This window comes from Kitasatospora sp. NPDC057500, from assembly GCF_042802195.1.
Lineage (GTDB): Bacteria > Actinomycetota > Actinomycetes > Streptomycetales > Streptomycetaceae > Kitasatospora.
Window position 1 is genome coordinate 1 of the sequence record NZ_JBHVER010000075.1, and the last position, 20,247, is coordinate 20,247.

At 74.6% G+C, this 20,247-nt stretch carries 22 protein-coding genes and 1 pseudogene; 6 read left to right on the forward strand and 17 right to left on the reverse strand.

What is annotated here, in order from left to right; all coding sequences use genetic code 11:
* A pseudogene (locus ACFU74_RS17975) lies at window positions 1-299 on the reverse strand (malate synthase A); the annotation flags it as partial.
* A 255-nt stretch (window positions 300-554) separates the two neighbouring features.
* Between ACFU74_RS17975 and ACFU74_RS17980 the strand changes: the two are divergent.
* The 3 genes from ACFU74_RS17980 to ACFU74_RS17990 all read left to right on the forward strand — a co-directional run bounded on the left by ACFU74_RS17980 (window position 555) and on the right by ACFU74_RS17990 (window position 2,764).
* Window positions 555-1,295: an IclR family transcriptional regulator gene (locus ACFU74_RS17980; protein WP_380757710.1), complete on the forward strand. Its 741-nt coding sequence runs from the start codon at window positions 555-557 to the stop codon at window positions 1,293-1,295.
* Window positions 1,296-1,561: 266 nt separating this feature from the next.
* Complete coding sequence (locus ACFU74_RS17985) at window positions 1,562-2,257, forward strand: hypothetical protein (protein WP_380757650.1); 696 nt, start codon at window positions 1,562-1,564, stop codon at window positions 2,255-2,257.
* 177 nt (window positions 2,258-2,434) lie between these two features.
* Window positions 2,435-2,764, forward strand: coding sequence for a hypothetical protein (locus ACFU74_RS17990; protein ID WP_380757652.1), 330 nt, complete (start codon window positions 2,435-2,437; stop codon window positions 2,762-2,764).
* Between the two features lie 123 nt (window positions 2,765-2,887).
* On the opposite strand, the gene ACFU74_RS17995 is transcribed toward ACFU74_RS17990, so the two are convergent.
* Together ACFU74_RS17995 and ACFU74_RS18000 are read right to left on the reverse strand one after the other, a co-directional pair.
* Window positions 2,888-4,036, reverse strand: coding sequence for an alpha/beta hydrolase (locus ACFU74_RS17995; RefSeq protein WP_380757654.1), 1,149 nt, complete (start codon window positions 4,034-4,036; stop codon window positions 2,888-2,890).
* Between the two features lie 215 nt (window positions 4,037-4,251).
* Complete coding sequence (locus tag ACFU74_RS18000) at window positions 4,252-4,872, reverse strand: TetR family transcriptional regulator (protein ID WP_380757657.1); 621 nt, start codon at window positions 4,870-4,872, stop codon at window positions 4,252-4,254.
* 109 nt (window positions 4,873-4,981) lie between these two features.
* Between ACFU74_RS18000 and ACFU74_RS18005 the strand changes: the two genes are divergently transcribed.
* The gene (locus ACFU74_RS18005; RefSeq protein ID WP_380757659.1) at window positions 4,982-5,746 is read left to right on the forward strand and encodes an SDR family NAD(P)-dependent oxidoreductase; all 765 of its coding nucleotides are present in this window, start codon (window positions 4,982-4,984) and stop codon (window positions 5,744-5,746) included.
* A 67-nt stretch (window positions 5,747-5,813) separates the two neighbouring features.
* Here ACFU74_RS18005 and ACFU74_RS18010 read toward each other — a convergent pair whose 3' ends face one another.
* The 4 genes from ACFU74_RS18010 to ACFU74_RS18025 are packed head-to-tail and all read right to left on the reverse strand — an operon-like array spanning window position 5,814 to window position 8,386.
* Window positions 5,814-6,764 carry a phosphotriesterase gene (locus tag ACFU74_RS18010; protein ID WP_380757661.1) on the reverse strand — a complete coding sequence of 317 codons (951 nt, stop codon included), beginning with the start codon at window positions 6,762-6,764 and terminating at the stop codon, window positions 5,814-5,816.
* Window positions 6,761-7,192, reverse strand: coding sequence for a carboxymuconolactone decarboxylase family protein (locus ACFU74_RS18015; RefSeq protein ID WP_380757663.1), 432 nt, complete (start codon window positions 7,190-7,192; stop codon window positions 6,761-6,763). Before ACFU74_RS18015 ends, ACFU74_RS18010 begins: the two co-directional genes overlap by 4 nt.
* Window positions 7,193-7,209: 17 nt before the next feature.
* The gene (locus tag ACFU74_RS18020; protein WP_380757666.1) at window positions 7,210-7,785 is read right to left on the reverse strand and encodes a DUF4865 family protein; all 576 of its coding nucleotides are present in this window, start codon (window positions 7,783-7,785) and stop codon (window positions 7,210-7,212) included.
* A 34-nt stretch (window positions 7,786-7,819) separates the two neighbouring features.
* A complete protein-coding gene (locus tag ACFU74_RS18025; RefSeq protein ID WP_380757668.1) occupies window positions 7,820-8,386 on the reverse strand; it encodes a TetR/AcrR family transcriptional regulator in 567 nt (188 codons plus the stop codon).
* A 211-nt stretch (window positions 8,387-8,597) separates the two neighbouring features.
* Here ACFU74_RS18025 and ACFU74_RS18030 point away from each other — a divergent pair, with 211 nt between their 5' ends.
* Window positions 8,598-9,590 (forward strand): aldo/keto reductase, encoded by a 993-nt coding sequence (locus ACFU74_RS18030; RefSeq protein ID WP_380757670.1) that lies wholly within the window; start codon window positions 8,598-8,600, stop codon window positions 9,588-9,590.
* Window positions 9,591-9,864: 274 nt separating this feature from the next.
* On the opposite strand, the gene ACFU74_RS18035 is transcribed toward ACFU74_RS18030, so the two are convergent.
* From ACFU74_RS18035 to ACFU74_RS18060, 6 genes are all read right to left on the reverse strand, one after another.
* Complete coding sequence (locus ACFU74_RS18035; RefSeq protein ID WP_380757672.1) at window positions 9,865-10,941, reverse strand: LLM class flavin-dependent oxidoreductase; 1,077 nt, start codon at window positions 10,939-10,941, stop codon at window positions 9,865-9,867.
* A 3-nt stretch (window positions 10,942-10,944) separates the two neighbouring features.
* Window positions 10,945-11,865 carry an ABC transporter substrate-binding protein gene (locus ACFU74_RS18040; protein WP_380757674.1) on the reverse strand — a complete coding sequence of 307 codons (921 nt, stop codon included), beginning with the start codon at window positions 11,863-11,865 and terminating at the stop codon, window positions 10,945-10,947.
* Between the two features lie 61 nt (window positions 11,866-11,926).
* Window positions 11,927-12,679, reverse strand: a complete 753-nt coding sequence (locus ACFU74_RS18045; protein WP_380757677.1) for an ABC transporter ATP-binding protein — start codon at window positions 12,677-12,679, stop codon at window positions 11,927-11,929.
* A complete protein-coding gene (locus ACFU74_RS18050; protein ID WP_380757713.1) occupies window positions 12,676-13,482 on the reverse strand; it encodes an ABC transporter permease in 807 nt (268 codons plus the stop codon). The genes ACFU74_RS18045 and ACFU74_RS18050 overlap by 4 nt, the downstream gene beginning before the upstream one ends.
* A 107-nt stretch (window positions 13,483-13,589) precedes the next feature.
* Window positions 13,590-14,609: an NrtA/SsuA/CpmA family ABC transporter substrate-binding protein gene (locus ACFU74_RS18055; protein WP_380757679.1), complete on the reverse strand. Its 1,020-nt coding sequence runs from the start codon at window positions 14,607-14,609 to the stop codon at window positions 13,590-13,592.
* 136 nt (window positions 14,610-14,745) lie between these two features.
* Window positions 14,746-15,801, reverse strand: coding sequence for an ABC transporter substrate-binding protein (locus tag ACFU74_RS18060; RefSeq protein WP_380757682.1), 1,056 nt, complete (start codon window positions 15,799-15,801; stop codon window positions 14,746-14,748).
* Between the two features lie 398 nt (window positions 15,802-16,199).
* On the opposite strand from ACFU74_RS18060, the gene ACFU74_RS18065 reads away from it, so the two are divergent.
* Window positions 16,200-16,982: an IclR family transcriptional regulator gene (locus ACFU74_RS18065; protein ID WP_380757684.1), complete on the forward strand. Its 783-nt coding sequence runs from the start codon at window positions 16,200-16,202 to the stop codon at window positions 16,980-16,982.
* A gap of 67 nt (window positions 16,983-17,049) precedes the next feature.
* On the opposite strand, the gene ACFU74_RS18070 is transcribed toward ACFU74_RS18065, so the two are convergent.
* The 4 genes from ACFU74_RS18070 to ACFU74_RS18085 all read right to left on the reverse strand — a co-directional run bounded on the left by ACFU74_RS18070 (window position 17,050) and on the right by ACFU74_RS18085 (window position 20,071).
* Window positions 17,050-17,913, reverse strand: a complete 864-nt coding sequence (locus ACFU74_RS18070) for a winged helix-turn-helix domain-containing protein (protein ID WP_380757686.1) — start codon at window positions 17,911-17,913, stop codon at window positions 17,050-17,052.
* 557 nt (window positions 17,914-18,470) lie between these two features.
* A complete protein-coding gene (locus ACFU74_RS18075; protein WP_380757688.1) occupies window positions 18,471-18,599 on the reverse strand; it encodes a hypothetical protein in 129 nt (42 codons plus the stop codon).
* A 355-nt stretch (window positions 18,600-18,954) separates the two neighbouring features.
* On the reverse strand, window positions 18,955-19,503 hold the full coding sequence (locus tag ACFU74_RS18080; protein ID WP_380757715.1) for an ATP/GTP-binding protein: 549 nt from the start codon (window positions 19,501-19,503) through the stop codon (window positions 18,955-18,957).
* A gap of 157 nt (window positions 19,504-19,660) precedes the next feature.
* Window positions 19,661-20,071 (reverse strand): DUF742 domain-containing protein, encoded by a 411-nt coding sequence (locus ACFU74_RS18085; RefSeq protein WP_380757718.1) that lies wholly within the window; start codon window positions 20,069-20,071, stop codon window positions 19,661-19,663.
* Window positions 20,072-20,247: the final 176 nt, after the last annotated feature.

Genomic DNA, 20,247 nt, shown 5'->3' on the forward strand with positions numbered 1-20,247 from the left:
GTGATCTCGACCCGGCGGTCCTGGAGCGCCCTGGGGGCCTCGGCGACGCGCCACTCGGCGGCGCGGACGGCGGCCGTCCCGGGGAGGAAGTCCAGGGTGCCGGTGCCGGCGATCTCCGCGCGGCGCTCCCGGCGGCGGGCGAGCAGGTCGCGGCGCCGGCCCTCGAAGGCGCGGTGCAGGCCGGCGACGAAGGCGACCGCCCCTGGGTTGAGCACCTCCTCGCCGCGGTGGACGGGCGGGCCCGCGACCGTGACGACCGGAGCGGTGGCGGGGGCGCCGGGTTCCTGATCCTCAGCCATCGCGGACGCTCCTAGCTGGAGGGCGTGATTCTGTAAAGTGGAGACTAGTTTCCGCGATACAGAATTTCAACGGCTTGTTGAGGGGGTCGCGGGGACCGCACTCCCCCCGGCATCGCGACAGTGAAGGGAACACCGGTGGCCCCGACCTCCTCCGACAGCACCGGGACGACGGCGACGGAGCGGACAGCGACGACGGGGCCGACGGGGCCGACGGCAACGACGGGGCGGGCCGCGACGGAGCGCGCGAGCGGCGGGGTGCAGTCCGTCGAGCGGGCGTTCCAGCTGCTGGAGGCGCTCGCCGACGCCGGCGGGGTGGCCACCCTCAGCGAGCTGTCCACCTCCTCGGGCCTGCCGATGCCGACCATCCACCGCCTGGTCCGCACCCTCGTCCAGCAGGGCTACGTCCGCCAGGACGCCACCCGCCGCTACACCCTCGGCCCCCGGATGATCCGGCTCGGCGAGACCGCGGGCCGGCTGCTCGGCAGCTGGGCCCGCCCCTACCTGGCGGAGCTGATGGAGGCCACCGGTGAGACCGCCAACCTGGCGGTGCTGGAGGGCGGCGAGGTGGTGTACGTCGGCCAGGTGCAGTCGCGCCGCTCGATGCGGATGTTCACCGAGGTCGGCCGCCGGGTGCAGCCGCACTGCACCGGCGTCGGCAAGGCACTGCTGTCGCAACTGCCGGAGGCGGAGGCGCGCGCCGTCCTCGGCCCCAACCCGCTGCCCGCGCACACCCCGCACACGGTGACCGACCCGCGGGAGCTGATGCGGAGGCTGGCCGAGGCGCGCGAGCGCGGCTACGTGGTCGACGACCAGGAGCAGGAGATCGGGGTCCGCTGCATCGCGCTCGCCGTCCCGGGCGCGCCGACCCCGACGGCGCTGTCGGTCTCCGGTCCGGAGGCCCGGATCCGGGCGCTGGAGGAGCAGGCCGGAACGGCGTCGCTGGTACCGGTGATGCAGGGGATCGCCGCCCGGCTCGGGCAGGTCCTGGCCCCCTGAGAGCCCCCGAGGGGCCCTGACGGCCGGCCGCCCCGCCCTCCGCACACTCGGTCGTCCGGCCGTGCGATTGGCGTTCGTCCGTTCGAGTCACCCGAGGGCGGGTTGCCCCCGGGTTGCCCCGGCCCCGGCGGAACCGTCGGTGACGCTGGTGCGGACGCGGCCCGCGACGGCGCGGGGCGCCGGACACGGAGGGCAGGGTGAGCGGGATGGCCCGCAACGGATCCGTTCGAGGTCTCCTCGGTAGGTCCTTGGCAGTGGGGTGCGCGATGGCGGCGCTGACGACCGGGCAGGCGTGGGCGGCGGACTGCACGGCGGAGGAGCAGGCGGCCGCGCCGGTGGCGAGCGCCCCGGCCGCGGAGCCGGTGGGTGTGGAGCCTGCGGAGCCGGTGGGCGCGGAGGCCGCGGAGCCGGCGGCCGACCCGGGAGCTGCGGGAACGACGGGAACGACGGGAGCGGAGACGGCGGCCCCTGCCGCGGCGGAGTCGGGCGCGGCCGGGGCAGGCACGACCGGAACGGGCGCGGCGGAGACAGCGGCGGCCGTCCGACCGTCGGACTCCGACCTCTACGTGGTCCGGATGGACCCGGACGCCGCCGCGCCCGGCGGCACCACCACCGTGCACGCCTTCGTCGGCAACCTCGGCCCGGACACGACGGCCTCGCCGTTCACCCTCGTGGTCACCCTCCCCGCGGGTGTCACCGCCGAGGGACCGTACTTCCCGGACAACTGTTACGCCTTCCAGGAGGGCCACCGGGTGCGCTGCACCTTCCCGGCCGGCCTGCCGCCGTTCCGCAGCGCGACCGCGCTCGTCCCGGTCCGCCTGGCGGCCACCGTCCCGGCCCCCGGCACGCTGACCGGGGGCTGGGTGGCGGTGCGCAGCAGCGACGACTGCAACGAGGAGAACAACAAGCAGCCGTTCGAGATCGCCGTCGTCGAGACGACCGAGCCGCGCCCGGCCGTCTGACCCTCACCCGGCCGTCCGACCCGCGCCCGCCGCGGGGCGCCGGCCCGGTCCGGCGGGCGCCGCTCCCGACGGCGGGCCGGGGCGGCGGGTCCGGCCGGGAAAGTGCGCCGCGCAGGCGGAGCGGTCGGATAGGTTGGAGATCCGTCCGCACCACCCGACAAGGAGACCCGCCCCACCATGACCGCGTCCCTGCCCGCCTTCGCCGGCCGTACCTACCTGTTCCGGGTCGACAACGGCGCGGCCTTCCGCAACGCCTACTCGGCCGACGGCAAGCGGCTGCGCTGGGAGGGCCTCGGCGAGTCGGCGGGCCAGTGGGAGGACGTCAGCCTGCACGTCGCCGAGGTCGGCCCGCAGCTGTACTTCGTGAGCTGGACCGAGGTGAGCGGGATCACCGTCAGCCACGTCATGGACCTGGCCCGGATGACGGTCCGCGTGTTCTGGACCTACGAGGGCGAGGGCGGCCGGGTCGGCGAACTGCACACCGGCACGCTGGAGCAGGTGGCCTGAGCCCGCCGTCCCCGTACGCCGTCCCCGTACGCCGGTCCCGGCTCCGGTACAGGCCCAGGCTCCGATTCAGGCCCTGGTTCCGGCCCCGGCGCTGGTTCCGGCCCCGCCCGGGGCCGGCCCGGGTCAGACCGACTGGCCGGCGGCCGGGACGACCAGGTGCTGGGAGATCCACTCCAGCGAGGACGGGAGCAGCCTGCTCCAGGTCTCGAAGTTGTGGCCGCCGGTCTCCAGCATGCTGTAGGAGACCTTCATCGGGCTGTGCGCGGCGGCCACGAACGCCTCGGTCTCCCGCCGGTAGTCGCCGTCGCCCTGCTTGGTACCGGCCAGCAGCACCGCGACCTCGGGCTGCGGGAGGTTCTTGAGCCGCCACATCAGGTCGGCCTCGTTGCGCCGCTGGGCGCTGCCCTTGAAGAGGTCGCCGGTGGTCGGGTCCTCTGCCGCCTGGTAGTAGCCGGAGAGCGAGACGGCGGTCGGGAAGACCTCCGGGTGGCGCATCGCCAGCTTGAGGGCGCAGTAGCCGCCGGTCGAGTTGCCCATGAACGCCCAGGCCTTCGGGTCCGCGGACACCCGGTAGGTGGCCTGCACCGCCGAGGGCACGTCCTTGGTGAAGTAGGTCTCGGACTGCGCGCCGCCCGGGATGTCCTCGCACTCGGTGTCCTGCGGCAGTGCCGGCGAGGGGCGCACCAGGACCATCACGGTCGGCTGCATCCGGCCTTCCTGGAGCAGCTTGAGCGCCGCGCCCGGGTAGTTGAGCCGGGTGACGAGGTTCTTGGCGATGCCGGGGAAGCCGGTGCTGACGATCAGGACCGGGAACTGCTTCTGCGCGTACTCCGGCTGGAAGTACTGCGGCGGCAGGTAGACGTACCCCTCGGTGGACAGGCGGGTGGTGGCGCCGTCGATGCGGACCTCGCGGATCTCGCCGGACTTCTCGGGGTCGCGGCCGAGCGCGCCGCCGCCCTGCACCTCGGCGTGGCCGATGGTCTCGACGCGCAGCCGGCCGGAGGCGTCCACCTTGTTCTGGATGACCACCGGGCCGTTGTCGCCGGTGCCCAGCAGGTCGTCCCAACTGCTGTAGAACGCGAAGTAGTTGTTGGCCACCAGGCCGAGCGCGGCGAGCACGGTCAGCTGGGTGGCGAGCAGGGCGCCGATCCGGCCGAGGACGGCCTGCCAGCTCCGCTTCGACAGTCTCGGCCACAGCCAGACCGTCCCGACCATCGCCGCGACGGCGATCAGGACGGTCAACGCCAGTACCTTGTGGCTCGTCAGCCCCATGTTCCGCTTGCTCCCACGCCTCGTACTCCCCCGACCCCGGGGGAAGGACACCCGGGAGGGCCGCCCCGGTTCCCCCCGTCCGCAGCGAGGTCGTCGCCCGGGCGCGACCACTCAGCCTAGCGTCCGCGCGGACCGCTCCGCCCCCGCCGACCAGCGGTGACGCCCTCGGTCTGGAGGAGGAGGCCGGCTCGCGAGGGGGTGCGGCGGGCGCGTCGTCAGCCGACGCGGTCCCAGAGGCCGAGGCCCGCGGTGAGTTCGCGCACGCAGCGGGCGCCGAGTTCGCGGGGCGATCCGGGGCCGGTCGCCGGGGCGCCGGAGGACGCCCACTGCTCCAGGGCGACCCGGATGGCGGCGGTCGCGGCGGCGGCGGCCAGCCGGATCTCCAGGGCGTCGGTGCCCGGCGGGCAGCGGTCGGCGATCGCGGCCCGCAGCCGCTCCTCGGAGCCGGCGTGCACGCGCTGCCAGACCGAGGCGAGGCGCGGGTCGCGCAGCAGTTCGCGGGTCCAGTGCATGGCCTCGCCGGCCTGCGCGTCGAAGGGGCTCAGCGACTCGGCCGCCGAGCGCTCCAGCGCCTCGCGGACCGGCAGGTCGCAGGCGCTCTCGGCGAACAGCCGCACCCAGCGCTCGCCGCCGGCCGCGAGCAGCGGGGCGACGGCGTCCTCCTTCTCCGAGAAGTAGCGGTAGAAGGTGCGCAGCGAGATGCCCGAGGCCTGGGCGATCTCCTCAGCGGTGGTGGCCTCCGCCCCGCGCGCGGCAAACAGTTCGGCCGCGGCCCGGGCGATCTCCAGGCGGGTGCTCTCGCGGCGGCGCTGGGTCAGCGTGGGGCGTCCGGTCACGGGATCAGCGTACGCGAGGCGGCACGTCGAGACTTTTTGGCACAACGTGCCGTTTCGGCGTAACGTGCCAGTCAGGTCGCTCGACCAAGAACGGAACGGAGTACCACCCATGGAGCGCTTCACCGGACGGAACGTCCTGATCACCGGCGGCGGCTCGGGCATCGGCCAGGCCACCGTGCACCGGATCCTCGCCGAGGGCGGGCGGGTCGTCGCCGTCGACGTCAACGAGGACGGACTGAAGGCCACCCTGGACTGCGCCGCCGCCGACGGCACCGCCGACCGCCTCACCACGGCGGTGCTGGACGTCTCGGACGAGGCCGCCGTCCGGGCCGGCGTCGCCGAGGCCGTGGCCGCGCTCGGCGGCCTGGACGTGCTGGTCAACGCGGCCGGCATCCTGCGCTCCGCGCACACCCACGAGACCAGCCTGGAGTTCTGGAACAAGGTGCTCGCGGTCAACCTGACCGGCACCTTCCTGATGACCCGCGAGGCGCTGCCCGCGCTGCTCGCGGACGGCAAGGGCGTGGTGGTGAACTTCAGCTCCACCTCCGCCGCCTTCGCCCACCCCTACATGGCCGCGTACGCCGCGACCAAGGGCGGCATCCAGTCCTTCACCCACGCGATCGCCGCCGAGTACGCCAAGCAGGGACTGCGCGCCGTCTGCGTCGCGCCGGGCAGCATCGACAGCGGCATGACCAACAACCCGGGCCTGCCGGAGGACGCCGACTTCAGCCACTTCGCCAAGCTCACCCCGGCGATCGGCCAGGGCTTCGCGGGCCCGGAGACCGTGGCCGGGGTGATCGCCATGCTCGCCTCCGACGACGGCGCCTTCGTCACCGGCACCGAAGTGCGCATCGACGGCGGCACCCACATGTGACGCCGGACCCGCGCCGGGCTCAGGCCCGGCCGGGTCCGACGGGCCGGCCGCCGTCAGCGGTCAGCCGTCAGCCGCCAGCCCCCTCGCGGCCGCCCTCCTGCCACTCGGTCGCGAAGGCCCGGGCGGGGTTGGCGGTGAGGAGGCGGTGGGGGGCGTCGGGGCCGAACTCGCGGGAGAGGCGGGGGGCGAGCGCGGTGAGGAGGTGGGTGGGGCCGGGGGCGTGGCGGGCGGTACGGGTGGTGGTGTCGCCGCCGAGGAGCAGGCGGTCGGCGTGGCCGGCCTCGATGAGCGCCGCCACCGTGTCGAAGAGGTGGTGGTCGGTCGCGTGATGCGCGCGGGAGGGGCCGTCCAGCGCCAGGAAGGCTCCGGTGGAGGCGAGTCGGCGGTGCAGGCGGAGGTCCGGGTGCCGGTTGAGGTGGCCGAGGATCACCCGCCCGGGCGGCACGCCGTGGCGTTCGCAGAGCAGGTCGAGGACGTCCGGCGCGGCGGTGCCGAGTTCGTGGTGGACGGCGATCGGCGCGCCGGTGGCGTGGTGCGCCTCGGCGGCGGCCGCCATCACCCGTCGGGTGTGGGCGTCCAGTCCGTGGTAGTCGCCGGCGACCTTGATCAGTCCGGCGCGGACGCCCTCGGGCGCGCCGGAGAGGCCGGTGGTGAGCTCGGCGGTGAAGAACCCGGCGAGCCCGGCGTAGCGCCGTTCGAGGTCGGCCGGGTCGTAGTGGACGGCCTGGTGGAGCCCGGTGGCGGCGACCAGGTGGACGCCGGTCGCACGGGACAGTCCCGGCAGCGCGTCGGCGCGCCGCCCCAATCCGGCGGGCGTCCACTGGACGAACGCCCGGCCGCCGGCCGCCGCGAAGGCGCGCAGCACCTCCTCGGCGGCGGCCGGGTCGTCGAGTTCCTCCCCGGGCAGCCCGGGGCTGCGCAGGAAGAGGTGGTCGTGGGCGTCGCAGGCGCCGAGTGCCGCGGGGTCGAGGTCCCCGAGGACGGTCCGGACGGCGGCCCCGGCGACGGTGGCGCTCATCGCGTCTCGGCGAAGGTCGCGGCGGCGACCCGCAGTCCGGCCAGGGCCTTGGGAACGCCGACGTAGGGCGCGAGGTGGACCAGGACTTCGGTGATCTCCTCCCTGGTCAGGCCGATCCTCAGGCTGTTGCGGACGTGGTCGGCGAGCTGCGGTTCGACGCCGCCGAGCGCGGTGAGCGCGGCCAGGTTGGCCACCTGGCGGTCGCGCAGGGCGAGTCCGGGCCGCTGGTAGGTGCCGCCGAAGAGCGCGGTGACGATCCAGTCGGGGAAGCCGGGGGCGAGTTCGTCGAGCGGGCCCAGGGTGTCGGCCTGCGTCCTCGGCCCGGCGAGTTCGTCGAGCAGCGCGTAGCCGGCGGACCGGTCGAACGGGGCGGGGGCGAGGCCGGCCGGGGTGGAGGGGGTGGCTGGGGTGGCGGGGGTGGGGTGCATCGGGCGGGGTGGTCCTTTCACCAGTGGCGGCCGACGGGCAGCCGGTCGAGTTCGGGACTGGAGAGGTGGTGCACGCGGTACCGGCTGCCGGGCGCGGTGTCCGGGGCGGCGGCGCGCCAGAGGGCGAAGCGCAGCAGTTCCCAGCGGTGGGGGTCCACGGCGACGGCGGCGGTGTGCAGGTCGGGGTGGTCGGGCAGTGCGGCGAGGGCCTGTTCGACCGCCTCGGCGGGGTCGGTGTCCTCCGGGAACCGCTCGATCCGGCGGGTGGCGGTGGCGGGCGCCCCGTCGGCGGGCCCGCGGCGCAGGCCGGCGCCGAGCCAGTGCCGTACGGCGGGGCGGCCGAAGTCGGCGCTGAGGCCGCGGAAGCCGGGGCCCCAGAGGAAGGAGTTCATGCCCTCGGCGGTGCGCCAGAGGTAGAACGGCGCGTACTGGTTGACGGGCGATCCGTCGAGGCCGCGTTCGCGCACCAGGTAGGCCTTGAGGCCGAGGCCGGGGAAGTCGTCGAGCAGGTGGCCCTTGGTGGCGATCCGCCGGCGGATGACGCCCATGTCGTAGTCGGCTGGCAACGTGATCTCGTACTGCATGGCGTGCACGGCGGGCTCCGGCGGGGGGTCGGGCGCCGGCGGCTCAGCCGGTGCGGTGGGCGGCGAGCAGGGCGAGGACGCCGCGGACGGCCCGCTCGAACGGTTCGGCGCCGTCGGCGGCGCGGGCGAGTACGTAGCCGCCCTGGACGACGGCGACCACGGCGGCGGCGAGGTCGGCGGGCTCGGCGTCCGCCCGCAGCTCACCGGCCTCCTGGCCCTCGGCGATCACCTCGGCGATCCGGCCGCGCAGCCAGTCGAGGGTCTCCTCGACGGGCGCGCGCAGCCTGGGGTCGGCCACCACCTCCGGGTCCTGGGCCATCCGGCCGATCCGGCAGCCGCGCAGCACGTCGCGCTCGCGCCGCAGGTAGGCGGCCACCCGGTCGTACGCGGTGCCGGGGCCCGCGAGGTCGGCCTGCGCGACGGCACGCATCTGCTCGGCGCTGCGGCGCAGGGCGGCGGCCGCGAGGTCGGGCTTGCCGTCGAAGTGGTGGTACATGCTGCCCTGGCCGACGCCGGCGCGCTGCTGGATGGCCCTGGGGCTGGTGCCGACGTAGCCGCGCTCCCAGAGGAGTTCCTGGGTGCTCTCGATGAGGCGGTCCTGGGTTGCCATGCGGCCACTGTACCTACTGGTACAGAAGAATGTACATACCGGTAGGTACAGGCGGTCGGCTTCGACGCGGCGGCAAGGCCCCGGACCGCGGGCCGCCCCCGGCGGTCCACGACCCGGTGCGACCGTCGTCCCCGCCCGCCCCACGAGGCGCTCCCCGACCGGTGGTGGCGAAGATCACCCCGGACGGCCGAGGCCTGGCAGGATGTCGGGCATGACCTACCTCGCCGCGGAAGACCGCTACGCCTCGATGACCTACCGCAGGGCCGGCCGCAGTGGCGTGCTGCTCCCCGCCGTCTCGCTGGGCCTGTGGCACAACTTCGGTGACGCCCAGCCGCTCGACGTCCAGCGCGCGGTGCTGCGCCGCGCCTTCGACCGGGGTGTCACCCACTTCGACCTGGCCAACAACTACGGCCCGCCGTACGGCAGTGCGGAGCGCAACTTCGGCTACCTCTTCGCGCAGGACTTCCGCCCGTACCGGGACGAGCTGTTCATCGCCTCCAAGGCCGGCTACGACATGTGGCCGGGCCCGTACGGCGTGGGCGGCAGCCGCAAGTACCTGCTGTCCAGCCTGGACCAGTCGCTGGGCCGGATGGGCCTCGACTACGTCGACGTCTTCTACTCGCACCGCTACGACGCCCAGACCCCGCTGGAGGAGACCATGGGCGCGCTGGACTCGGCGGTCCGGGCGGGCAAGGCGCTGTACGCGGGCATCTCCAACTACCCGGCGGAGCAGCACCGGGAGGCGGTGGCGATCCTGCGCGAGCTGGGTACGCCGGTCCTGATGAACCAGTGCGCGTACTCCGTCCTCAACCGCTACGTCGAGGACGAGGGCGTGCTGGACGCGGTCGCCGACACGCAGACCAGCCTGATCGCCTACTCGCCGCTGGCGCAGGGCCTGCTGACCGACCGCTACCTGTCGGGGCAGGTGCCGGCCGGGTCGCGGATGTCGATCGGCAAGTTCCTCCGCGAGGAGGCGCTCACCGAGGCGAAGCTGGAGCAGCTGCGGGCGCTCGACAAGGTGGCGGAGCGGCGCGGGCAGAGCCTGGCTCAGCTGGCGCTGAGCTGGGTGCTGCGGGACCCGCGGGTGGTGTCGGTGATCATCGGGGCCAGCAGTGTGGCGCAGCTGGACCAGAACCTGGACGCGCTGGCGGGCGGTCCGCTGACCGCCGAGGAGCTGGCCGAGATCGATGCTCTCAGCCGCTGAGCAGCCGATCCGACGAACAGCTCTCCGACGATCAGCCCTCCGATGAGCCGATGAACGGCTGAGCCGCTGATCCCCCGCACGGCGGTGCCCGGACGGTCGATGCGTGACCGGCCGGGCAACGTGCTCGTTGGACCGCGCGTACGGGACCGTCCGTACGCGTCCTTCGAGATCCCGGGAGCCCGCCGTGCGGACGTTCCTCCTCCGGGCCGTCGCCCGTTTCGCCCGGCAGCTGGCGCTGACCTCGCCGCTGCCCTTCCCCCTGCTGCCCGGCGCGCTACCGCCGGCGGATGCCCAGCGCCGGTAGCACCGTCTCGGCGACCCGGTGGGCCTCCTCCAGGAGCGGATTGCCGGAGAGGATGAAGGTGTCCACGCCGAGTGACTCGAACTCCTGGAGCCGCTCGACCACCTGGGCCGTGGAGCCGACCACGGCGGTGCCCGGGCCGGGACGGAACAGGCTCATCCCGGGCCAGAGGTTCGGGTAGGTCTCCAGCTCCCGGGCCCGGGCCGGGACCTTGCCGCCGTGCTGGCGGAACTGCCGCTGCCAGCCGACGCCGTCCTCCCCGCGCGCGCCGCCGAGTTGGCGGGCGTAGGTGGCCTCGCTGGTGACGTCGAGCAGCCGGTCGGCGGCGGCCCAGGCCTCGTCCTCGGTGTCGCGGACGATGAGGTGCAGCCGCAGCCCGATCCGCAGACTGCGGCCGTGCGCGGCGGCCCGCTCGCGCACCAGGTCGAGCTTCTCCTTCAGCTGCTGCGGCGGCTCGCCCCAGGTGAGGTAGACGTCCACGTGCTCGGCGGCCATCTCGATGCCGACCGCCGAACTGCCGCCGAACCAGAGCGGGATGCCGCCCGGCTGGACCGGGGTGAGTTCGCGCAGGCTCGCGCCGGCGTTCCGCAGGTCGTAGAACTCGCCCTTGTGGTCGAAGACTTCACCGGCGGTGAGGCGCTTGACGATCGACCAGTACTCGGCGCTGAGGCGGTAGCGGTCGTCGTGCCCGACGTGCAGGCCGTACTCGCGCAACTGCTCGGTGGAGCCGTTGACCACGTTGAAGCGCAGCCGTCCGCCGTGCAGGTGGTCGAAGGCGAGCGCCATCTTCGCCAGCAGGGTCGGCGAGATCAGCCCGGGGTGGACGGCCAGCAGTGGCTTGAACGCCGGGGTGGTGGCGGCGGCCAGGGCGTTGCCGAGGTCCCACACGTCGTAGAGGTCGGTCGCCAGCAGCGCGCCGGTGTAGCCCAGGCTCTCGACGCTGCCCGCGAGTTGCTGGAGGTAGCGGAGGTCGACCGGGCGGCGGCCGGCCGGCTCCCACGGGTAGTGGCCCTCGCGCGGGATGATGTACCAGAGGACTTCGGAGGCCATCGGTCAGACCGCCTCTGCGGCGGTGCCGTGCGCGACGGCGGCGGCCACCGGGGCCTGGAGCGCGGGCAGGTGGGCGTCGGCGACGGTCACCGCGCGGTCGATGAAGCCGACCCGGTGGAAGATGTCGGCCGCCTCCTGCTGCTCGGCGACGAACGCGGCGCTCGCGGGCTCCAGCCGCCACGGCAGCGCGGCCAGTGCCGTCCGCCAGTCCTCGGTGCTTCCGCCGAGGTCCTCGGCGGCGGTCGCGGCGGCCTCCGGCAGGTGCGCGGCCACCCAGGCGTCGGCGCGGCGCAGGGCGGTGGCAATCGCGGCGACCACCTCGGGACGGTCGGCGGCGAAGCCCCGGCGGGTGAAGAACACCGAGCGGTCGGTGATCACGTCGCCGGTGCGCACCAGTTCGCGGAAATCCCCGCCGCGCCGGGCGGCGGCCAGCTCGGCACCCTGGGCGATCCAGCCGGCGATCTCGCCCTCGCGCAGCCGGCTCGCCTGGTCCTCCCCGGGGGCCGGGCGGACGGCGGTGACGTCGGTGGCGTAGGAGAGGCCCTCGGCGTGCAGGGCCTTGGCGAGCAGGTGGGTCTGCCAGGAGCCGATGCCGAGGACGACGGTGCCGCCCTTCAGGTCGGCGACCGTCCGCACCGGGCCGTCGGCGCGCACCAGCAGCGCGCCGTGGTCGGGGCGGGGCGCGGAGACCACCGCGTAGACGAGGTCGTGGCCGGCCGCCTGGGCGGTGATCGGCGGGGTGGAGCCGGTGCCGCCGAAGTCGATGGTGCCGTCGGCGAGCAGCTCGCCGGTGCGGGTGCCGTCGCGGTAGTGGTGGAACGCGCCGGTCTCCCCGAGCGGAGCCAACTCCTCGTCCAGGTAGTCGAGTCGGGAGAGGTAGTAGAGCGAGGGGTTGCTGGCGTGGACGCCGAGGGTGATGGCCATGGGGATCAGCTCCTGTGGTACGGGCGGTGGGGAGAGTGAAGGGGGTGGTCGGTACGGGGGTTCAGTGGACGCCGAGGTCGGCGAGCAGGCCGCGGCGCAGCTCGGCGAAGGCCGGGTCGGCCGGGTCGCGCGGGCGCTCGACGGCGACGCGCTCGTCGCGCACCAGTGCGCCGTCCCGGAGCACGGCGACCCGGTCGGCGAGCCGCACGGCCTCGTCCACGTCGTGGGTGACCAGCAGGACGGCCGGGCGGTGGCGGCGGACCAGGTCGCCCACGAGGTCCTGCATGCGAAGCCTCGTGAGCGCGTCCAGGGCGGCGAACGGCTCGTCCAGCAAGAGAAGTTGGGGCTCTCGGACGAGTGCCCGGGCGAGCGCGGCGCGCTGCGCCTCACCGCCGGAGAGGGTGGCCGGCCAGGCGTCGGCGTGCCGGTCGAGGCCGACCTCGGCGAGCGCCTTGAGCCCGGTCTCCCGGGTGGCGGCGCCGCGCGGCAGGCCGACGGTGACGTTGGCGAGCACCCGCTTCGAGGGGACCAGTCGGGGCTCCTGGAAGACCACCGTGCGCACCGGCGGCACCAGGACGGTGCCGGCGTCGGCCCGGTCGAGGGCGCCGAGAATGCGCAGCAGGGTGGTCTTGCCGGTTCCGCTGGCGCCGAGCAGGGCGACGAATTCGCCGCGGTCGATGGAGAGGTCGACGCCGTCGAGGACGGCGCGCTCGCCGAACACCCGGCGCAGGCCGCGCAGATGGACGGCGGGTGCGGTGGTGGATGCGGTGGCGGCGGTGGTGGCTGCGGTGGCGGTGGCTGCGGCGGTGCTCATCGGGTGCCTCCCTGGGTGGCCTTGCGCCAGGGCATCAGGACGCGCTCCAGGAGGCGGACGACGCCGTCGGCGGTGAGTCCCAGCAGTCCGTAGATCAGGATGCAGACGGCGAGGATGTCGGTGCGCGAGTAGTTCTGCGCCTGGGCCATCAAGTAGCCGATGCCCTCGGTGGAGTTGATCTCCTCGGCGGCGATCAGCGCGATCACGCTGAGCGTCATGGACAGCCGCAGTCCGGAGAGCAGCGCGGGGAGAGCGCCGGGCAGGACGACGGTGCGCACGATCGCCCAGCGGCCGAGGCCGAAGCTGCGCATGGCCTCGATGAGTTTGCGGTCGGTGTTCCGGACGCCGCCGGAGGTCGACACGTACATCGGGAAGCTGGTGGCGACGCCGATCAGTGCGATCTTGGCGGTCTCGGTGATGCCGAACCAGACCATGAACAGCGGGACGAGCGCGAGGAAGGGGACGGTGCGCAGCACCTGGACGGCGGAGTCCAGCAGTTCCTCGCCGAGGCGGAAGAAGCCGGTGACGACGCCGAGCACCAGGCCGGCGGTGGCGCCGATCAGCAGGCCGAGGCCGGCCCGGGTGAGCGAGACGGTGAGGGCGTCGGCGAGTTGGCCGTTGCCCCACAGTTCGCCGACCGCCTCGGCGACCTGGGCGGGTGAGGCCAGGACGTCCTGGGTGAGGGCGCCGGTGGCGGAGGCGAGGGCCCAGCCGCCGAGCAGGGCCAGCGGGCCGATGGTGCGCAGGGTGAGGGCGAGGGCCCGGGGGCGCGGGGCCTGGAGGCGGGTGCGGGGCTCGACCAGGCCGGCCGCGCGGGCGGCGGCGGTGCCGTCGTAGGCGTCCGGCCCGGGGGCGTCCTGGCCGGGGGCGGGCGCCGGCGGCTTCGTGGTCAACCGGTCGGTGGTGGTGGTCACTTGGCACCGGTCCCGAGCTTGTCGACGTCGATGAGGTAGGGCTTGACGTCGACCAGCTGCTTGGTGACCTTCTGGTCGGCGAAGAACGCGGCGACGGTGCCGAACCGGGTGATGTCGGCCTCGGCGATGGCGCCGGCGGCGGAACCCTGCCGGGCGACCTCGATCGCGACGCCCTTCTCGGCGGGGGTGACGGCGGTCGGCCCGGAGTCGGTGAAGACGTTCAGGTAGGCGGCCGGGTCGGCCTTCTCCTTGAGCCCGTTCTCGCGCAGGTAGTCGTAGAAGGCCTTGACGACGTCGGGGTGCTTGTCGGCGAAGCCGTTGCGGACCGCCCAGACGGCGTAGTTGTCGGAGCCGACCTCCTTGCCGTTGACCAGGAAGTGGGCGCCGGAGTTGGCGATCGACGGGGTGGAGAAGGTGTTCCAGGTGGCCCAGGCGTCGACCTGGCCGGAGTTGAAGACGCCCGCGGTCTGGTCGGCGCGCAGGTAGACCCGTTCGACCTTGTCCGCCGGGACGCCGTTCTTCTCCAGCGCCTTGAGCAGCAGGTACTCGCTGGTGCCGCCCTGGCTGACGGCGACCTTGCGGCCGACGAGGTCCTGCACGCTCTTGATCGGCGAGTCGTTCTTCACCAGGATGCCCTCGCCGACGCCGTCGGGGGCGGTCTGGGCGAACAGCTTGAAGCCGGGCTTCTGGGCGAGTGCGGCGACGGCGGAGGTGATCGAGCCCTGGGCGACGTCGAGCTGGTCGGCGGAGAGCGCCTGGGCCGCGGGGGCGAAGGGGCCGGCGCTGCCGGTCCAGGCGACCTTGGCGTGGACGGCGGCCAGCGCCCGGTCCAGCGAGCCGTCCTTCTTCCCGAGGGCGAGGAAGCCGTTGTTGCCGGGGTCGGGCACCCTGAGCACCACGTCGGCCTTGCCGTCGGCGGCGGAGGCCTTGGCCCCGTCGGCGGACGAGCCGCAGGCGGCCAGGGCGGTGGTGGCGAGCAGTGCGGCGGCGGCGAGGGCGAGGCGGGAGGGGTTCACGGGGTCGACTCCTGAGGAGGGGCGGCGGGGCGGGTGGGGCGGCGGACGGGGTGGCGGCGCTCGGCGGCTGACAATTGACAGCTGACAGATTTCAGATGACAGATAACAGATTTCAGAATCTGTCATCTGTCATTCGTCAGCCGCCGTGTGCCCGCCCTTCGGTGCGGCGGGCGGCGAGGAGGGTGCGGGCGGCGCGGAGGGGCTCGGGGTCGGTCCAGGCGTGGACGTCAACCGGACCGGCCAGGAATCCGTGCTGCTCAAGGAAACGTTTCTGCTGGTCCAGCAGGGTGAGGCGCTCCTCGGAGAGGTCGAGGTGCAGGGTGCGGTGACCGCCGCGTGCATACGCTCCGGCGACGCCCTCCTCCCCCGCGCCGGTCTCGGCGCTCAGGATCCGCGCGACCTCCGCCGGGCGTCCGGCGGCCCAGTCGGCGGCCTCCAGCAGGACGGCGAGGAAGCGAGCCACCAGGTCCGGGTGCTCGTCGAGCAGCCGCTGGTGGACCGTAATCGGGCGGGGCGTCCCGTTGTTCACCCGGGCCCGGCGGTCCGGCGCCTCGTCCAGCTCGACGGCGACCTCCGCGCCGATCCGGCGCGCCGCCTCCACCGCGAGCGCGCCCTTCACATAGACCGCGTCCACGACGCCGTCGCGCAGCGCCGCCAGCTCCGCGGCCCACTGCCCGCCCTCCGGCGCGGCGGGCACGTCCACCAGTTCGGCGTCGTCCAGCGTGAGCCCGGCGAGCGAGAGCGCCCCGTGCAGGCCGGCCAGGGCCATCGCCCGCCAGAAGTCGATCGCGATCCCATGTCGTGGGACGGCGAGGCGGCGGCCGCGCAGGTGCCCGGCCTCGGTGATGCCGCTGCCGGCCCGGACCAGGACGACCTGGCGCTCCTCGATCCAGGTGAGCCCGATCAGCCTGGTCCGCTCGCCGCGCGAACGGGCCCACAGCGCCGGGACGTTGCCGCCCTCGCGGAACAGCCCGGTCAGGGCGTGGGTGTAGTGGTGGTCGGCCGCCACCTCCGGCGGCACGTCCTGGAGCGAGCGGACGGCGATGCCGTCGGCGGCGAACTCCCGGCCGAGCCAGCCCTGGTCGGCCGCGATGCCGGTCGCGGTGGGGACGGGGCAGCGGGTGAACCAGAGGGTGTCGGGCGCGGACGGGGTCGGGACGGCGGCGGTGGCGGGGCCTTCATGGCTGGGCACGGTGGGCTGGTCCTCTGCGGCAGAGTGCGCGGACGCGGCGGAGCGCGGCGCGGCACGGGTCACCAGGCGTGACGGGGCGGGGAGTCCGTAGGGTGGTCGGCGCGGACGGAGACGACGCGTCAGCGACAACAGGCGCAGGGGGCGGGGCACCGGCGGTTCGTCACGGCGCTGCTCCTTCCTGCGGTCCGGTGCGCGGTGGACGGGGCTCGTCCGGTGCGCTGTACCGAGCGTTCCACGACCGGCGGCCACCGGACAAGGGTTTGCCACATCATGGGATCGGTTGTTCATGAACGGCATACTTTTGCAACGCCGTTGACACATTCCGGCAGCACGCGCTGCCATAGTCTGGGAGCGACTCCGGTGAACCGGCCGGAGCCAAGGACAGAACGAGAGGTGCCATGGCCGAGGCCGTCACCGCCGTCCAGAGCCCGCCGACCGGCGCCCAGGCCGTTCAGCGGGCCCTCGGGCTGCTGCACTGCTTCCACGACAACGGCCCCGATCTGAGCGCCTCGGACCTGGCCCGCCGGATGGGCCTGTCGGTCTCGACCGCTCACCGGCTGGCCCGCACCCTGGTCAGCGCCGGGTTCCTGGAGCAGGACGAGCAGACGGCCCGCTACCGGCTCGGCCCCGCCGTCGCCGAACTGGGCCAACTCACCTTCCACCAGCGGGGCCTGCACCTGGCTGCGCCGGAACTCGACCTGCTGTCGCGCCGCACCGGCGCCGCCGCCGATCTGGCGATCCGCAGCGGCCCGCACGCGGTGATCCTGGTCGGCGCCTCGGTGCGCCCGGACACCGGCCTGGGACTGCGTCGGCCGCTGCACTCCACGGCACTCGGCAAGGTGCTGCTGGCCTGGCCGCGCCCGGGCGACGCGGGGATCTCGACGCTGGGGCCGCTGCCGCCGTTCACCGACCGGACCATCACCGAACCGGAGCGCCTGGACGAGGAGTTGGCGAAGGTCAGGGAAGCCGGTCACGCGCTCAACGACGGCGAGTCGGCAGCCGGCGTGCGGACGGTGGCCGTTCCGGTGCTGGACGGCGCCGGACAGGCCCGCTTCGCGCTCGCCGTCCGCTCCACGCCCGTCCACCTCACCGACGAGCGGCTGGACTGGTTCCTCGGCCACGCGCGGTCCTGCGCCGCGGCGCTCGCCGTACTGCTGCTGCCGCCCGAACAACGGATATGACGGGCAGTCAACAATGCCTGAAGGGCCGGGCGTTCAGGGGGAACGCCCGGCCCCGGCAGGGAAGGGATCAGGCGACGGGGGTGTACTTGTAGCCGACCCGACGGACCGTCACGATGGCGTCCCGGTAGGCCACTCCGAGCTTGCGGCGCAGCCGGGCCACGTGCACGTCCACCGTGCGGCCGTCGCCGACGTGGCCGTAGCCCCAGACGGCGGAGACCAGGTGGTCGCGGGTGTGCACCCGCTGCGGGTGCTCGGTCAGGTGGGCGAGCAGCTCGAACTCCAGGTAGGTGAGGTCGAGCAGCCGCCCGTCCACGTAGGCGTTGCGGCGCTCCACGTCGACGGCGATGCCGCGCCCGGCGGGTCGCACCGGACGGACGGGGATCCCCGCGGCGGGCGCGGCGGAGACGGACGCGGCGGGGACGGTCGGCGCCGGGCCGAAGGGCGCGGAACCGAACGGCACGCCGGAGGACGGGCCACCCGGCGCACCGGCGGCAGTCGCCGGGGCCGGAGCCGGAGCCGCGACGGACGCGACCGGGAATCCGGTCGGCGCGGCGCCGGCCTCGGCCGGGACCAGCACCAGGTAGCCGACCATCGGCTGCCCCGCCGAGGCGCCGAACTGCGCCCCGTACTGGGCGAGCAGGGCCTGCGGCAGCGAGCCCTGCGGCAGCGCGGCGACCACCGCCGCGCCCTCCGGCAGCGCCGCGAGCAGCGCCTGCGGCGGGAGCGACGGCACGACCGGGGCCGGGCCGGACGCCGCCGGGGACACGGACGGGCCCGCCGCCGCGGGCGGGACGGAACCAGGCTGGCCGGCCGGACGCTGCGGACCGGGCCCGGGGTGCCGGCGTTCGGGGTTCGGGGCGACGGAGCGGACCGCGCGCAGGTGCGGGGTCGCGGAGGGAAGGGGAAGGGTGGCGGTGGAGGAGATGGACATGATGCCGCTCATTTCGCGCGTGACGGACGGGGTGGAGTCGTCTGCGCGTCGACCGGGCGTGCTGCCGAGGACTGACCCGGGGTCAGCGGAGGGAGTGCCGGGACGCGCTGGGCGAGCCCGGACACGTCTGGTCGAACAGGTGCGGCTGCCGGGACGGCCAGAACGGCTCGAGGTCGGCGGGCCGGCCTCTTCCTCCGTCCACGGCGTGTCTCCCGCGCCCATCCGGCCGGGTGGTTCCCGCGTCGCACCGCGTCACGGCGGCCGTCCCTGCCGCCGCGACGGCGACGCGGGTGGCGGCGCTGTCGGTGGCGGTGGTGGCGACGGCCGGGTGGCTGGTGGTGCTGGCGAGGTTCACTGGTGCTCTCCGCGAAGCGGGCAGGGACGACGGCGGCCCACCGGACGGATGTCCGATGCTGCCGGGTCGACGATGCGAGGGGCCGTCGCTTTCCGCCCGACCCGGTCCGGCATTGGCGATCCGGACGGGCCTGGCCGACCGGGAGGGTTCCCCGGGCGGCGGGCGGTGGCGACGGTGAGGTGGACGGCGAAGGGTGGTGGCGTCAGCGACAGCAGGCGCTGCAGATCAGCGCGTGGTCGATGTACCGCCGGACGGTCAGCGCCGGGGTGACCGGGACGGGGAGGTCCAGGGAGGCGGACACGGCCGACGCGCGTCGCTGCTCGACGTTCACGGTACGGCCCTCCCCCCTCTGGTCCCGGTGCGCCGGCACGTCCCTGCGTTGTGCCGCGTCGCGCGTGCCGGACGCACTCGGTGCGTGGCACGTTCGAGGCATCCCGGCAACGGGCCGGGCGGCCTCCGTCCCCAGAGCCTTCCACGCCGGGCCGGTCAAGGCAACCTGCCGTGCGCCGAGCGTCCGACATGTGAACACCGGAATGAGACGCTGACGCGGCGCCACCCCCCGTGGCGGGGACGGCGGCCCGGTCCGGCGCCGTGTCCGGCAAGGCCTCCGGCCACGGTCGGCCACGGGTCGGCGGCGGGTCCGGGCCGCGGATCGGCGGCGCGTCCGGCCACGGCCAGGCGTCGGCTCAGACCGTGGCCGGCGTGCTCCGGCGGCGGGCGGCGGCGTGCTCGACCAGCGCCACCAGCAGCTCCTTGCCGTCCTCGCGGAGGCGTGCGTCACAGAGCATCACCGGGATGCCCGGGTCCAGATCGAGCGCGTCCCGGACCTCCTCGGGGGCGAAGAGCTCGCTGCCCTCGAAGCAGTTCACGGCCACCAGGAAGGGGATGCCGCGCTGCTCGAAGAAGTCCACCGAGGGGAAGCAGTCCGCGAGGCGCCGGGTGTCCGCCAGCACCACCGCGCCGAGCGCGCCCCGGGCCAGCTCGTCCCAGACGAACCAGAACCGGTCCTGGCCGGGCGTGCCGAAGAGGTAGAGGGCGAGGCCGGGCCGCAGGTCGATCCGGCCGAAGTCCATGGCCACCGTGGTGGTGCGCTTGGCCTCCACGCCCGCGGTGTCGTCCACCGGCCGGCCCAGCTCGCTGAGCTCCTCCTCGGTGCGCAGCGGGCGGATCTCGCTGACCGAGCCGACCAGGGTGGTCTTGCCCGCGCCGAAGCCGCCGGCGACCAGGATCTTCACCGCCGCCGCCGGGCCGCCGCGCCAGCGCGGGTCGTTGGCCCGGTCGTCGCCCGCGCCGCCGGCCCGGTGGTGGGCGGGCCGCGCCGGGGCGGCCGCGGTCACGGTGACGCCGGCAGGGGCGTCGGCAGGGGCGGTGGCGTCGGCGGCCGCGGTCAGGTCAGAGCGCACGGAGTCCATTGATCACGTCTCGCAGCAGGCGCTCGTCCGGCAGCTCGGCGAGCGGAACGGGTCGGGTGACGCTGATCAGATCGGCGTCGTAGAGGTCGCCGAGCAGGACGCGCACGACGCTGACCGGCAGATCGGTGTAGGAGCCGAGCTCGGCCACCGAGATCGGCTCCCGGCGGCACCAGGCCAGGATGGTCTGGTGCTCCGGGTCGAGCACGTGGGCGGGCACGGCCCCGGTGGCCGGCGCGGGGTCCTTGGCGGTGATCAGCGAGATCAGGTCGAACAGGCCGTCCTCGACGGGCCGGGTGCGGCCGCGGGTCATCGAGTACAGCCGCACCACCGGGCCGGCCTCGTCGTCGAACCAGCGGTCGTCGACCGGGGTCCGCGCCTGGAACAGGTCCAGCCCCGGCCCGCTCCCGTCAGGGCCGTCGGGACCGTCAGGGCCGTCGGGACCCTCCGGGCCGTCGGGACCCTCCGGGCCGTCCGGCCCCCGGTCGCCGGCCCCGCGGCCGTCGCCCTCACGACCGTCCGGGGCCGGGACGGGGTCCCGGACGGCGTCCGGTCCCGGGACAGGGTCCG

Bases quoted from the DNA above. Each gene is read 5' to 3' on its own strand.
- ACFU74_RS18045 (WP_380757677.1), bottom strand. From the start codon at position 12,679: ATGAGCACCGCCGCAGCCACCGCCACCGCAGCCACCACCGCCGCCACC.
- ACFU74_RS17990 (WP_380757652.1), top strand. From the start codon at position 2,435: ATGACCGCGTCCCTGCCCGCCTTCGCCGGCCGTACCTACCTGTTCCGG.
- ACFU74_RS18035 (WP_380757672.1), bottom strand. From the start codon at position 10,941: ATGGCCTCCGAAGTCCTCTGGTACATCATCCCGCGCGAGGGCCACTAC.
- ACFU74_RS18025 (WP_380757668.1), bottom strand. From the start codon at position 8,386: ATGGCAACCCAGGACCGCCTCATCGAGAGCACCCAGGAACTCCTCTGG.
- ACFU74_RS18030 (WP_380757670.1), top strand. From the start codon at position 8,598: ATGACCTACCTCGCCGCGGAAGACCGCTACGCCTCGATGACCTACCGC.
- ACFU74_RS18005 (WP_380757659.1), top strand. From the start codon at position 4,982: ATGGAGCGCTTCACCGGACGGAACGTCCTGATCACCGGCGGCGGCTCG.
- ACFU74_RS18010 (WP_380757661.1), bottom strand. From the start codon at position 6,764: ATGAGCGCCACCGTCGCCGGGGCCGCCGTCCGGACCGTCCTCGGGGAC.
- ACFU74_RS18040 (WP_380757674.1), bottom strand. From the start codon at position 11,865: ATGGCCATCACCCTCGGCGTCCACGCCAGCAACCCCTCGCTCTACTAC.
- ACFU74_RS18065 (WP_380757684.1), top strand. From the start codon at position 16,200: ATGGCCGAGGCCGTCACCGCCGTCCAGAGCCCGCCGACCGGCGCCCAG.
- ACFU74_RS18070 (WP_380757686.1), bottom strand. From the start codon at position 17,913: ATGTCCATCTCCTCCACCGCCACCCTTCCCCTTCCCTCCGCGACCCCG.
- ACFU74_RS17995 (WP_380757654.1), bottom strand. From the start codon at position 4,036: ATGGGGCTGACGAGCCACAAGGTACTGGCGTTGACCGTCCTGATCGCC.
- ACFU74_RS18015 (WP_380757663.1), bottom strand. From the start codon at position 7,192: ATGCACCCCACCCCCGCCACCCCAGCCACCCCCTCCACCCCGGCCGGC.
- ACFU74_RS17985 (WP_380757650.1), top strand. From the start codon at position 1,562: ATGGCGGCGCTGACGACCGGGCAGGCGTGGGCGGCGGACTGCACGGCG.